Consider the following 14,050-nt stretch of genomic DNA (forward strand, 5'->3'; position numbering starts at 1 on the left):
ATATTTTTATCTAACTATTAATTATAATCTTCTCATTAGTATAGCATCAATAGATTAAACACTAAGAATGTTTAATGCTTTTTTACAATAGATAATTATGAAAGACCTCTCAAGATTTGACACACCCAAAAAAGAACCTGAAATAAAGCAGGAGTTAAAGAAAACTTCGCCAGAATCTAAGAAAAAAAAGGTAGTAATAGTCGCTATAGTTTGCCTCTTAGCCATAGCTGTCGGCTCTAAACTTGTAAACAAACATCTCAAGAAACTCAAAGCGGAAGAAAAAGCTACTATAGAAGAGAATACTCCCAAAGAAGTACTCAAGAAAGAAACATCCAAAGCTGAGCAGAAACCTGATTTCGAAGAGCAAAAGAAAAAAAACAAGATGATTTTTACATTTTATGATCATCTTAAAAATGAGCAAGTTGAAGTTGATGCTTCACCACAAGCTCAAAGAACTGAATATAAATACACTTATATTTACCAGGTAGCCTCATTTAGAAATATGAATGAAACTACTTATTATGCTAAAAAAATGAAAGAAGCAGGCCTTGAACCACAATATAAAACTGTTGGAAGTTGGATTAGAATGTACATCGGGCCTTATGACAGTAAGAGGGCAATTGCTCCTGATATCATCAAACTACAAAGAATAGGCTTAAATGGTGGTTTCACTCGTGAGATTAGCCGTACAAAAATAGAGCCTAAGTCAGAAAAAGATACCAATAAAAAGACTGAAGATAAAAGCGATAAAAAAGACACCAAAGAATAGATATAATAACTAAAAACTATTTTTTAACTCTCTAAGCTTTACAAACATTTCTTCACCAAGCGTATAGTCTGGTAATGCTTTCAAAAGTTTTTTATCATTAATAGATCTGATAAATATATTAAACTTTGATTCTTCTGCTAGCGTAACTTTCGGCTTATCTTCTGCTGGAAGCTCTGCTACATTTTTACGATAATATTTAAAACCCTCATCATCTGGTAATATACTAAGTGCAAAACCCAAATTGCTCTGCCAATAATCATGTGCTGCATAGGGTACTACATTTCCATCAAGATTTACTATTTTGACTAATGACTTATAAAGATCTCTAGTATTAGCAGTTGAAGCATGAACACCCCCAACACCTGCGTTAAACAAAGTATCACCACAAAATAATGCTTTTTCACTCTCAAACAAAAAGCTTACATGATCTGCTATATGACCAGGTGTATACATAACCTTAAAACTAACAAAGTCTAAATCTATTTCATCACCATCTTTGACATAAAAATCAGGCGCAAAAAGCTCATTATCTTCATAAGCATAAATATTTACATCAGGAAATTCTTGCTTAAGCTTTTTTACGCCTGCAATATGATCACCATGCTTATGAGTAATTAAAATAGCTTCTAATGAAAGATTATTTTCTTTGATAAAATCACTAAACAAACTAGCTTTTAAAGGATCAATAATTATTGCATGCTTGTCATCATATAAGGCATATTGATAATTACGTAAACTATTATTAGAAAACCATCTTTTTACTTGCATAACCCACCCTATGTATTTTCGTAAACTAATCTAGTCTCAGATAAATCAATACCCGGAACACTACCATTTTTGATAAAAAACTTACACAGTATAAGCTTATATTTTTCTAACTGTATTGCAGAAAATGATCCTATCAAATTCAGCTCCACATAATCATATATTGCTTTGAATGTTCTATTTTCTGATTTCATCATTGCTAGATCTAATAATGTCAAAACAGCATCTAGATCATTATTTTCAGTACTACAAACTTTTGAGAAAAGCCTTGGAACCTCTCCACTAAATGCATTTACATATATACTCAACATTTTCGATTCAAAATTATACTCTGCAATGTTTTTCTTAAGAGTCTTTTGAGCTAATGCTGTCTCTCCAAATTTAATAAGCATCTCGATATAAACTCTTGTAAACAATGGGCGTTCATCTGTTTTGTCGTAAATTACCATAGCTTGGGCAGCTGTCTTAGTGTGCTTAAGAGCCAGCACGATTAATCTTTTCTCATTTTCAAGCTTTAAGTGTTGATCATGTTTTTCAAGCAGCTCAAAAGCAAACTCTCCATCATCTTCAGCTAATGCAATTTTTCCAGCTAAGTTTACAATATTAGGTTTCAACTTAATGTTTTTATCCATTAACAATAGTCTAACCTCAGCTAACGCATCAGAAGTTTTTTCAACCAAATACAACTTATAAACACGAAAATACTTATATATATCAGAAGTCTTGCTTATCTGCCTTAAAGAATTTTCAAGCTGTCTTAGATCTTTCTGCTTAATAACTAGCATCATCTTTCTAAATAAAATAAAATCTATAACATATGCTGGTGTAAGTTTTATTATTTTGCTTATACTTATCCTTTTTAAAATTTTATTTTGGTCTAGTGCTATATCAGCAACAAGATCAACAAACTTTTCTTGCTTACTTACATTAACAAGCTCTAATAACCAGCTGAACAATAAGTATGGGAAACTAATTACTAATTTCAGTATTCTATAACCAAATACACTTAAAAAACATAATATAGCTACTATAAACACAAAAGCAACAAGATTCATACGGATTGCTTTATCTGCTACAACAACCATGATATAGCCATGATATTGACTAGCCCATATACCCATAAGTGTCGCTATTGCAACTATAACTACAAGCTTAAGAATTTTTACCATCTTCACTTCCTTTTTTAGCTACATCTTTAAACTGATTTACACTACTTACCATCAATCGATCTTGCTGCTCTGTAAGACTCTTAATCACTTTATCTAGATTGCTTTCCAGCACTTTTGTATTTAGTGGTTGAATTTTATCAATTTGAGCCTCAAGATCTTTAGCATTCTTATTTTGAATGAAGTATTGTTTCAGTATTTTCTGTAAATTAGTTTTTGATGTTGTAACTGCAGCATCATTATTTGTATACATTGCTGTCTGTAAATCCATCAATGATTTATAGAGATTATCTGAGATAAGTTGCTGTGAAAGCTTTGTAGCCACAAGCTGTTGATCTTTTGATATATCTTGAATCTCAACTATCGAACTTAAATACTTCATATATTTATTTTTTTGAGGTTCTTTTGATCTATCAAAATTTTCTGGTGTTGTATATTTTAAATGCCCTATTTTCTCAACAATGCTTGAGAAGTTTTTAACAATATCAGATTGAGAAACAAGATTATCAATTGCTTTTTTTATTTCACTACGATTAGAGGCTCCAATATTGGCGGTCCTACTAGCCTCAACTTTATCAAAAGCTATATCAACAAGCTCATCTGCCTTAGTAGTATCTCCACTAAACAAGGCTACATCTTTTGCCAAAATAAAATAATCTATCGCTGCTTGGATATTTGCTATACTAATTTGAAGATAAAGCTCTTTAGTAGGCGTCGCTCTTTGAGCACCTAACATATCGACTCTTGTTTCTACTGTTTTAATACCCGCATTTTGTGCATCATTTTGCTTGGCTATATCACTAACTAGAGATTGCTGCTCACGAAGCTTATCTTTTAAACTAGTTATATTACTTTCTAGCGTATTATAAGTTTGATTGGCATCTGATAGCTTTTTTGCATCGTCATTTATTTGCAAGGCTAAATACCCTGAGGTCACGATTGCTACGATTGATATAACCAAACTTAATGGAATTAATTTCGTTGACAAACTTTTCTTATCATTTGGAGTCTTTTTGACTTCTTTTTTGTCTAGATCTTTTTGTTGAGACATTTTATTATTTTCCTTTAGCAATTTCTTCTATCACTTTACAAATATGGTCATTGTTTAGTTTATTCAACATAACAGTATTATTAAAACCTTTGCTTTCCAATAATTCTAGCATTTTTAAGCTTGTAACTGTAATTTTAGTATCGTACGGTGCTCTTATTTTGCTAAAAATTCTATTTAATGAGTTAAAAACATCAATACTAGTAACTACTATAATATCTGGGAATTCATCTTGATAATGTTTTAGATAATTTTTCAACAATTCATCAGAGGCAATATCTTTTCTCTTATAGACTTCGAGTTTTTGACAACCTGCAATTTCTGAAAGCTTATCAATAAGATATGTATTACCTCCAACCCCACCAATAACTGCAAATTTTTCATCTGAAATAGACTTGGTATCTATAAGCTCAAATAGATCATAGGAGCTAGCTTTTTTAGGATACTGACATTTCAAACCTAACTCTTTTATAAGTGAAGCTGAGCTAGCACCTACGGCATAAATATTAATATCAATAAAAAGATTTGGTGAGTATTGACTAAAAAAACTTCTAACTGCGTGCTTACTCGTAAAAATAAAATCAGTAAAACCATCAAGGCAAATATTAATACTTATATTTTCAATCGAGATAGTTGGTAAAACAAGATTAGTAATACCAAGTTTATTTAATGAGCTTGATAAATCGATACTATCCTCTAATGGTCTGCATACTAGTACATTCATTACTGATATTTTTTTGCTGTACTATAAATATAGTCTATCATTGATTTTAAGCCTGTCGCTCTAGTTGCACTTAGATTACTACCAAATCCAATCTCTTTAATAAAATTAGTATTTGATTCAAGAATATCTGTTACAGAAGCATCATCATAAACTCGTATCAATAAACCAATAAGTCCAGAAACTATCAAAGCATCGCTAGTAGCAATAAAATGGATTTTGTCTTGGTCTAATGAGCTGTCGAACCACACTTGCGACTGGCAACCTCTTACTAAGTTAGTATCTATTTTCTTATCTTCAGGAAATTTTGGCAATTGCTTTGCCAGTGAAATAACGTAATCATACTTATCTTCCCAATCATCAAAAAAAGATAACTCTTCTACAACCTCTTGCTGCCTTTCTACTACTTGATTTGCCATCGTTAAAACTTTTAATTTTTACTATCAATCTTAAATAATAATATTAACATAAACCCTTAAGTGACTGAAAATAAATAGTTTAATCATTTATATTTATTTAGTGATAGTTCCCAAATATACAAAAGCCGACAAAAGTTAACAAAAAAACTTAAAAACTTATTGACAAAACAAGTAGTCAATTATAGAATAGTCCCTGTTACTCCCTGATAGCTCAGTTGGTAGAGCAGTTGACTGTTAATCAATTGGTCGGCGGTTCAAGTCCGTCTCAGGGAGCCAACACTTCCCAGAATATTTCTCAAATAAATTAGACTCTATTTAGATAAAACTCCTTAGTTTTTTCATTATCTCCTTAACTTGAAATCTTTCTGGAGTCTTTTTTATACACTACTTTCCTAATGCTACATGTTAGTTCAATAAATCATTTAATATAAGAAAATATTATAAGATATATCATTTTTTTCAGTTTTACATATAGCTATTATCAGCTGATAATACTCAACATAAAAGTAATGACAAACAAAAGGTGAAAAATGATTTTCTTAATCTTCTTAAGTACTCTAGCAAGCTTAATCTTAGCTGGTACTAACAAATATAAAGCTTCAATGATATTTTTTAGTATTTCACTGATATTGCTATTAGCTGTGTTTATACCTCATACAATCAGATACATAAATATCCAATTATAGGTGACTACGATGACTACAACTAGAAAATTTTTTAACATTCTTGATGCTCTTGATATTATTGCCATAGCGGTAGTACTAAGCGTAGCTTTTTATTATCAATTATTTTTACATGAGCTACCATGTGCCTTATGCGTATTTCAAAGAATTGCTCTATGCCTTATGAGTTTTGGACTTATTCTTAATATTGTTCATGGTAATTATACTAAACATTATTTTTTGGTGATTTTAGTTGCTATGCTAAATGCTGCAATGGCTATGACTCAAATCCTTTTACATATAGTTCCAGGTACTGGCAGCTATGGTGATGCCTTCCTTTCTTTACATATGTATACATGGAATTTCATTATAAGTGTTGGGTTTATTATTTATGCCGTATTTGCAGGACTATCTAGCTCTAACTCTCCTAGAAAAGAAATAAACTCTAGTGTTTCTTTAATATGCAAAATAGCTATAGGATTTATAATAATGCTGACCCTAGCAAATACAATTAGTGTCTTTGCAGAATGCGGACCTCATATGTGTGCTTCAGACCCTACTGGCTACTGGATTTCATCATTATAACTACTTACTATCATCTATAACCTTTATATAAAGCTTCCCGTCTTTAGCTCTTTCTGGCCCATGAACATCCGTATCGAAACCTGGTAGCATCGAGCCAATTTTCTCAAGCATCAGCAAGAAGTCTAAAATTGTTTTAGACTCTTCTGTAATTTTCTCACCTGGAAATATAACCGGAATACCTGGTGGATATGGTAGTATCATCACAGCTGAAACATGATTTAAAAGCTCTGTTAATGGAACTTTTTTAACCTTGCCTTTCAGTAATTTTTGAAAAGCTCTATGAGGGTTTATATCTTGCTCTGGAAGTACATTAAAAGCATGGTGCATTAGTGATGGCATCTTAGCTTCTTTAATATAACCATGCAGCTGGCTAGATATTTCTTGAACTCTTTTTTCATCATAAAACTTAGGATCTTCTGCATATAATGATGGTAACATTTTCTCAATTAAAGCATTTTCATCATACATCTGTTTAAACTTATTCAGTACAGATATTAGTCTCACAGACTTTGCTTTTGTTGTACCCATACTAAATATAAACAATAATGAGTAAGGTCCGACTTTTTCAACTACAATATCATGCTCATCTAAAAACTTAGCTACAATATCAGCAGGGATTCCCCAGTCTGTAACTTTATTATTTTCTATTCCTGGGGTCAATATTGTAATCTTAACAGGATCTAAAGATAAGAAGTCACCATCGACATCATCAAAACCATGCCAATCATCTGCATTTCTTAAAAGCCAAGTTTCTTTATTGGAGATGTTATCTGGTTGCCAAAGATCAAAAAACCACCCTTTTGCTTCTGATCTTAATTTAACAAGCTCTTTTCTAAAATCTATCGCTAAATCAATCGTTCTATCAATAAGATTATAACCTTGCTCACCTTCCATCATTGCCGCAGCTGTTTCTGTACTTGCAACTAGCGGATAAAAAGGTGATGTTGAGGTATGCATCATATATGCCTCACTCAAAACTTCTTCACTATAATCACCTTTGATGTGTAACATAGATGATTGGCTAAATGCTGCTAAAAGCTTATGCGTTGATTGCGTTTCAAAGATAGTATGCTCTGGTCTAGGCTTTATTTGCATTGCCGATTTGTGCTTATATATTGGGTGAAATATCGCATAAGGAATCCAAGCACTATCAAAATGTAACTTTTTAACATCAAGTTCACGATGAATAGTATCAGTATTATATAAAATACCATCATAAGTAGAGTTTGTAACGACTGCATAAGCTGGCCATTCTTTGGCAATATTACTTTCATCTATCTTTTGTTGAATCGCACTTTTTTGGAATTCTTTTTGAGGTATTCCACCTATTATTCCATACGCATTACGAGTTGGCTTAAGATATATAGGGTTCACATCAACCATCATCATTAGATGAGTTAGCGATTTATGACAATTTCTATCTACTAAGACAGTATCTCCATCAGCAACACTATACATTCCGACTATCTTATTTGCTGTTGATGTGCCATTAGTAACTATCAAAGATCTATCAGATTTGAAAACTTTTGCTATATATTCTTCCGCATCTTTATGTGCTTCTGAATGGTCAAGCAAACTCCCAAGCTCTTTCATAGATATTGATAGGTCTGTTTTAAAAATATTTTCACCATAGAAATCATAAAACAATGAGCCTACAGCTGATTTTTGAAAACCATAACCTCCTTGATGGCCTGGAGTACAAAATGATGAATTAAATGATTTTGAGTATTTAAATAGCTCATATGTTAAAGGTGGCAATATCTCATTAAAATATGTTTCTATAGTTTTAGATATAAAGTTAGATGCTTCTTTAACAAGCACATCGTACTGCAAGAAATTTATATTTAGATTAAAATCTTTAAGATTTAATTTGATGCTCTGACTATAGTCTGAAATCACAAATAAAGGTAATCTCGCATTTAAATGAGCTATATCATGAAAAGCATCAATATTAAAAGTAGTTCTATCTAGGACTATGCTACAAATCCTCGAATTTTCTTCTAAAAGCTCGACCACTTCATCCATACCATCAACTAAAAAAATACTATAATCATGTTTAGCTAGATCAGCTTGAATTTTAGTTAGAAACTCTTGTTTGTAGGATTTTAAGGTATCTTTATATACAAATACGATAGTTTTCATAATCTACAAAAAATAGACTTAGTGTATAGCAAAGTATACTTTATAGCCTAAATTTACTACAGCTTTTTAATATTCTTTTTGTATCTTGATTAGTCTCCATATCAAACAAAATAATAAGTTAATTTTAAAATTAATCTATATTATGTTATAGTTTTAATACAATTATTGAAAACCTGCTTATCAAAATGATACAAACATTAAAAACTAGTATCTGCTTAGTAATTACTACAATTGGTTTATCTTATGCTGACTCAAAAATTGCTTATCTTGGATACGGTTCTTTAATAGAGGATCCTCGTGATTTACCAATAACAGATAAATTTACCGAAACTGACCTCAAACTCCCAATAGATTTTTTAAGAATTAGTGGCTCATATATAGGGAATAGTAAAGACCACGATAATACTTTATATGGCGCAATGTGCGACAAAAAAGATTCTGAGAGAAAGGACCATCCATTATACTTATCAGTAACTATAGCACCTGATGAGTTTGCAAAAGATGTAACTCCATCAAATGTCTATTCAACAACTTATGATGCTAGCCAAGATAAACTCAAAGAAGTAGCTAAAAATGAATTTGATAGTGCAAGAAAAGCCCTTATGCGCCGTGAAGGTACTACACTTTCTAACAATATCGCATTTATATCAAAATCAACTGATGCTCCGGCTGACAAAAAAGGTACTACACTTGAGTATAAAGGAGCAACTTATAAGGTGTCAAATCAGGCTGCCGCACTCAGTCAAGAAGATATTGAAAATATTGTAGAGTGGATGTATAACCAGCAGATAGATACTATTTTTGTTACATATTTCGCTTCAAACTTCCATGATTTAGAGTATGGTCGGGGTATGGAGAGTATTGTCAAGTATGTTAAAAGCCTTGATAACGCTAGAGATATCACACAATGGAATCAAGATAATATTAGACTACTTATGTTTTTAGCGGCCAACAATAAAGCAAACAGAAGTGCTACTAGATATGATGCTCTTGAAAAATTTAAATCATATCTATATGAGGTTCCTGCCAGTGTTAAAAACAATACTACATACTGGCAGAAAGGCCCTTATGCTAAAACTGCAGGATTATCAGGATTGATAACAGATATATGGAACTACCCTAGAATACACACTAGAGTTTTGCCAGATTCTAATGCTTATATTGATTGCTCAGAGTATGTTTCTCCAGTCAAAGGAGATTAATTTTTCTAGCACGTTCTAATCTTTAATATGTACAGCTAGCCAAATAGTTGGATTTTCAGTATATGTTACCCAATGTTTCACATTCTTAGGTACAAACAAACTTTCTCCTTTAGTTAAAGAATATTCTTTGTCATCTAACTTCAGTTTAGCACTACCTTCAACAATCAAAACCCATTCATCATGATCTTGTATGTACGGCTCATTTGAAGGAGTTGTTTGTCCATAAGATAGTATTTTTTCTATAGTGACATTTTTACTAGCATATAGTTCCTTGAAAACTTCTTCATCTGAGTTTTCAGGATTTATATCAAAAATTTTTTCTTGTGATTTATTTTGTATTGTATTACTAGCCATAGTATTACAACCTCCTATAACAAGTGCTATTGGTATTAGAAATAAAACTCTAGTTTTAGAAACCAAATATTTCACAGGTGTTACTATATGTTTGTTTTGCCACTTCATCAACGCTAATACCTCTTAAATCTGCCAAAAATTGTGCTACATACTTAACATACTCAGGGTAGTTAGGTCGCCCTCTAAGAGGTACAGGAGTAAGATACGGTGCATCAGTTTCTATAAGGATTCTATCTAAAGGCAGTTTCTTGGCAGTTTCTTGTATGTCTTGGGCATTTTTAAAAGTTAAAATACCTGAAAAAGATATATACATACCCATATCTATAGCTTGTTTTGCCATATCGTAATCTTCAGTAAAGCAATGCAGTATTCCGCCACATTTTTCTACATTTTCAGATTTCAAAATATCTAAAGTGTCTTGCTTAGCTGCTCGTGTATGAATTATCACGGGTTTGTTGACTTCATTTGCTGCGTGCATGTGATTTACAAACTTATTGATCTGAGCTTTTCTAGTTTCTTCACCGTTATAATGATAATCCAAACCAGTCTCACCTATTGCTACACACTTAGGGTGGTTTGAACGATTAATAAGCTCTTCAACCGATGGTTGGTGGCTATCAAGCTCACTAGGATGTACGCCTACCGAAAAATACACATCTGCAAATTTCTCAGCTATTTTTTGTATCTCATCTATCTCGTGCCAAGCTACAGCTATTGAAGCAATTTTATCTATACCTGCATTTTTTGCATTAGCAATAACTTGATCTAGGCTTATATCTTCTAACTTTAAGTAGTTTAAGTGGCAATGTGAATCTATTATCATGATATTTGCTTATATAAATATTATTGAAAGAAATTATAACAAAATAAATAACTTCAGTTAAATTAATACTTTACTTACCAGTAGATTGTAATTTCGACAACCGAAAGGATCCTATTACTTTTTCCACATACCTAAAAAGATACCCGTCTACACGGGTATTACTATTTTTTTCTTTAGTTATCTTATATAAGCAATTACTCCACCGCTTCAAATAATCCACTATATAAATCATCTAAGCTATCAAACTCATTGCAACTAGGATTATCTGGGTAAAACATAGCAAAATAAGGATTTTCTTCTAAAGAGTCAAAATTGTGCTCACTAGCTTCGACAACTTTCTTCCATTCTTTGCTTTTATTGTTCTCATCTTTTGCGTTATAGACCACATCAGCCAATTTCAAATGTGAAAGCTTAGGAGTATTTAGTAACTGCTCTGCTAATTTTAGATATGTCAGCAACTCTTTTTCTGCTTGCTCTGGAGATATTTTTTGCTTAAGTGAAATTAATACTGAGCTTTGTTTTTCAGAATTAAAATACATCTCGGCTTTCTCTATAGCTTTCCTATCATTGATAGCTTTTATCAAAACACTTAGATATAAAGAAAGTCTATCTTTTGGCTTAGCACCCTTAGATACTCCATACACCTTGATATTATCTTCTTTATCAACACTAATATTTGCTGATAGATGATACTCACCTACAGTTGCTACTATAGGTTTTTTAGTACATTCTACCAAGAGATTATTATCGACCATTCTTTGTAATTTTTCAGTCTCTTCGATAATTGTCGACTCTGTTAATGGTGATTGAGGCATTACTCCTGATAATTGAGTTCTAAGCTTAATATCCTCTAAACTTTGATTATCTAATAATGCTGATACGGTATCACCCTTAAACTGGTGCTTAACTAAGTTATTTACATCAAAAGGTTCTGAGTCTGATAGTTCATCCTCTGTTTGAGAAAAATATAAATGCAATGATGAACTACAAAAAGCTTTTAATGGGTCATCAAATATCTTAACTATCTCTCTAATAGTAAGGTTTTTATCTAAAGTTGCTCTATGCTGGGTACTTTCACCTATACTTTGCTGATTATAAAAATCTATATTTTTCTTTTTGAGTAGCTTGAGCCAATTTTTATCATAACTTTGATAATCGCCCTTTTTGTAGCACTTTTCACTAAATGGGTGTAGTGGATAGTGATAAATATCTTTTTCCTCAAAACCATAGTTTTTTTGCATATAATTAATCAATTCTTTAAGCACTAAACTTGCTTGTTGCTCGGCATTATTTTTGACGCTATTACCAATATAGCTAAGGTATAGGCTTTGCCTTGCTGAAATAATAGACTCTAAAAATAAATATCTGTCATTATCTTTGGTGGTTGTATCTCCTTTTTGGCGTGATTTTTGTGCCATAATATCAAAGTTAATCGAGTTCTCTTGGCGTGGAAATTGACCGCTATTTAATCCCAGCATTGCTACTACTTTAAATGGAATACTTCGCATCGGAGTCATCGAGCAAAATGTAACCTTACCTGTTAGGAAGTGGTTGTTTATTTCAGGTTCAGAAAATAAAGTACTCAAATAATATCTAACAATAGTTAAATCAAGCTTTTGATTAGCTGTAACCCCTGCTTGCTTGGTGCTTTCAACTAGCTTAACTATCGCATTTTCAATATATCTCTTTGCCTTAGAATCATCATCTGAAACTTCAAACAAAAGTTTAATATTTTTAACAAATAACTCCTGCCATTGCTCAACAGTTCTTGGCTCTTTCAAGTCTTCAGCAAAATCATTTAGCAACTCTAAAAGCTCATATACCGCACCTAGTTCAGCTATTTCTTTACCTTTAATGCTAGGTACAGTCATAAGTGTATTATCGTTAACTATCTCATGCTTGTCTGAGATACAAAATCCTAACAACAACCTATTTAAGCCCCATTGCCACGAGTAAGTTTTATTAGTATTACCAAGATTTCTATGGACACAAGCCTCTCTTAGCCAATACTCAATAGTTTCTATATCTGAGTTCTCTATGACAAACTTTCTTTGAATTGCCGGTACACTTAAAAACTCTAGTATTTTTGTAACCTCAAAGCTACTATCTGGAAGTTGAAGCAAATCTATAAAACTAGAAATCAAAGGTTCTGAATCTTTTAGGGTTCTATCAGCTATTGAACAAGGTATCCTATTTTCATCATAATTTTTTGTAAATATGGAGCTAATATAAGGTGCATAATCCTCGATATTTGGACACATTACTAATATTTCTTTAGGCTTTAAATCTGGGTCTGTAGCAAACATATCTAAGAGTCTATCATGCAAAACCTGAACTTCTCGCATTGGGCTATGACAAGAATGAATAGATATACTACTATCCTTATCGTGCATTTTTTTAGTGTTTAACTCAAGTAGATTTTGCTGAATAGAGCTAAGCATACTATCTGTAGAGATACTCTCCTCACTATTAACTGTGACTTCTAATGAGGATTTAAAATCACCATAAACTGTGACTTCGTGCTTAGTATCATTTTCTAGTATTTGACTAAAAAACTCTTTACCCTGCTGACCTAAATTTGCTAATAATGGCTGTAATTCAAAATCATCATTACCAAGCCAAACACTAACTTTATCTTTACAAATATCGTACCAATACTGACTACATGGGTCGATATAAAGTATATGGATATTTATATATTCTGATAATTCAAAAATAAAATTTAAATTCTGGGGTGATATCGCATTTATACCAAAGATGTAAAGATCCTTAGGTAGATTAGTCGCATAAGCTCCTAGCTTTTCTAATGCCTTGGCTTGTACTTCCATTGGTGTACTTGACTCTTGAGCTACTAGCTTTTGCCATAACTTCATCTGCCATGATTCATCATCAACAGTTTGAGTTTTATCAATACTTTCGCCAAGTTGCCATTTTTCTAACCAATCAGGACGAAATTTTATATATTTACTAAATATTTCACTAATTTTATTACTAAGCTGATAGCATTTTAGCTGATTAATCTCACCGTCTGAAATCCAATAGTCATTTAAGCTACTATTGTCACTATCTGCGATAAACTCTTTAGATGAAATTATTGCATAAATTCTCCAAGTTAATATCTCTTTAGTATAAGCTTTTTTGGTTTCTTCAATTTTGGCTATTTTGCTACAAGTATTTACAATAAAACTATTTATCATATCAAAATTAAAGTTCATCGTAATTGAGCTTTTACTTGCCAACTCCATACTCAACCAATGTTGCATACCTCTACTACCAACTAAGACATTATTTTGGTCAAATATAGCTTTTCGCTCTTGGTTAAATTCAAGTAATTTTGCAAAAACTTCTACTAAATACTCAAGTTTATTTGATGGGTATGTATATAGTGCCATTT

Annotated in this window: 13 protein-coding genes and 1 tRNA gene; 5 read left to right on the forward strand and 9 right to left on the reverse strand. The window is 31.9% G+C overall.

Annotation, left to right across the window (positions count from 1 at the left end; all coding sequences use genetic code 11):
* Positions 1-97 precede the first annotated feature (97 nt).
* The gene (locus tag CDH04_RS07865) at positions 98-769 is read left to right on the forward strand and encodes an SPOR domain-containing protein (RefSeq protein ID WP_112870497.1); all 672 of its coding nucleotides are present in this window, start codon (positions 98-100) and stop codon (positions 767-769) included.
* A 9-nt stretch (positions 770-778) separates the two neighbouring features.
* Here CDH04_RS07865 and CDH04_RS07870 read toward each other — a convergent pair whose 3' ends face one another.
* Genes CDH04_RS07870 through CDH04_RS07890 form a run of 5 tightly spaced genes read right to left on the reverse strand, consistent with a single transcriptional unit; the run spans position 779 to position 4,888 of the window.
* The gene (locus CDH04_RS07870; protein ID WP_112870498.1) at positions 779-1,537 is read right to left on the reverse strand and encodes an MBL fold metallo-hydrolase; all 759 of its coding nucleotides are present in this window, start codon (positions 1,535-1,537) and stop codon (positions 779-781) included.
* 8 nt (positions 1,538-1,545) lie between these two features.
* The gene (locus CDH04_RS07875; protein ID WP_112870499.1) at positions 1,546-2,703 is read right to left on the reverse strand and encodes a heme biosynthesis protein HemY; all 1,158 of its coding nucleotides are present in this window, start codon (positions 2,701-2,703) and stop codon (positions 1,546-1,548) included.
* Positions 2,687-3,751, reverse strand: a complete 1,065-nt coding sequence (locus CDH04_RS07880) for a hypothetical protein (protein WP_112870500.1) — start codon at positions 3,749-3,751, stop codon at positions 2,687-2,689. Before CDH04_RS07880 ends, CDH04_RS07875 begins: the two co-directional genes overlap by 17 nt.
* 4 nt (positions 3,752-3,755) lie before the next feature.
* Positions 3,756-4,472 (reverse strand): uroporphyrinogen-III synthase, encoded by a 717-nt coding sequence (locus CDH04_RS07885; RefSeq protein ID WP_112870501.1) that lies wholly within the window; start codon positions 4,470-4,472, stop codon positions 3,756-3,758.
* A complete protein-coding gene (locus CDH04_RS07890; RefSeq protein WP_112870502.1) occupies positions 4,472-4,888 on the reverse strand; it encodes a SufE family protein in 417 nt (138 codons plus the stop codon). Before CDH04_RS07890 ends, CDH04_RS07885 begins: the two co-directional genes overlap by 1 nt.
* Positions 4,889-5,088: 200 nt before the next feature.
* Between CDH04_RS07890 and CDH04_RS07895 the strand changes: the two genes are divergently transcribed.
* The 3 genes from CDH04_RS07895 (at position 5,089) to CDH04_RS07900 (ending at position 6,135) form a co-directional block, all read left to right on the forward strand.
* Positions 5,089-5,164, forward strand: a tRNA-Asn gene (locus CDH04_RS07895).
* Positions 5,165-5,418: 254 nt separating this feature from the next.
* Positions 5,419-5,574: a hypothetical protein gene (locus tag CDH04_RS09855; protein WP_174208884.1), complete on the forward strand. Its 156-nt coding sequence runs from the start codon at positions 5,419-5,421 to the stop codon at positions 5,572-5,574.
* 9 nt (positions 5,575-5,583) lie between these two features.
* On the forward strand, positions 5,584-6,135 hold the full coding sequence (locus tag CDH04_RS07900; RefSeq protein ID WP_112870503.1) for a disulfide bond formation protein B: 552 nt from the start codon (positions 5,584-5,586) through the stop codon (positions 6,133-6,135).
* Here the strand turns inward: CDH04_RS07900 and ldcC are convergent, their stop codons facing one another.
* Complete coding sequence (gene ldcC / locus CDH04_RS07905) at positions 6,136-8,277, reverse strand: lysine decarboxylase LdcC (RefSeq protein WP_112870504.1); 2,142 nt, start codon at positions 8,275-8,277, stop codon at positions 6,136-6,138. It abuts the gene before it with no gap.
* 185 nt (positions 8,278-8,462) lie between these two features.
* On the opposite strand from ldcC, the gene CDH04_RS07910 reads away from it, so the two are divergent.
* Positions 8,463-9,479: a hypothetical protein gene (locus tag CDH04_RS07910; RefSeq protein WP_112870505.1), complete on the forward strand. Its 1,017-nt coding sequence runs from the start codon at positions 8,463-8,465 to the stop codon at positions 9,477-9,479.
* 15 nt (positions 9,480-9,494) lie between these two features.
* On the opposite strand, the gene CDH04_RS07915 is transcribed toward CDH04_RS07910, so the two are convergent.
* The 3 genes from CDH04_RS07915 to recC form a co-directional block, all read right to left on the reverse strand.
* Entirely contained in the window at positions 9,495-9,941 is a 447-nt protein-coding gene (locus CDH04_RS07915; protein WP_234393365.1) for a cupin domain-containing protein, read from the reverse strand.
* Complete coding sequence (locus CDH04_RS07920) at positions 9,889-10,656, reverse strand: TatD family hydrolase (RefSeq protein ID WP_112870506.1); 768 nt, start codon at positions 10,654-10,656, stop codon at positions 9,889-9,891. The genes CDH04_RS07915 and CDH04_RS07920 overlap by 53 nt, the downstream gene beginning before the upstream one ends.
* Before the next feature lie 194 nt (positions 10,657-10,850).
* Complete coding sequence (gene recC, locus CDH04_RS07925) at positions 10,851-14,048, reverse strand: exodeoxyribonuclease V subunit gamma (protein ID WP_112870507.1); 3,198 nt, start codon at positions 14,046-14,048, stop codon at positions 10,851-10,853.
* Positions 14,049-14,050 lie beyond the last annotated feature (2 nt).

Origin of the sequence: Francisella adeliensis (assembly GCF_003290445.1) — a bacterium.
Taxonomy (GTDB): Bacteria; Pseudomonadota; Gammaproteobacteria; order Francisellales; family Francisellaceae; genus Francisella; species Francisella adeliensis.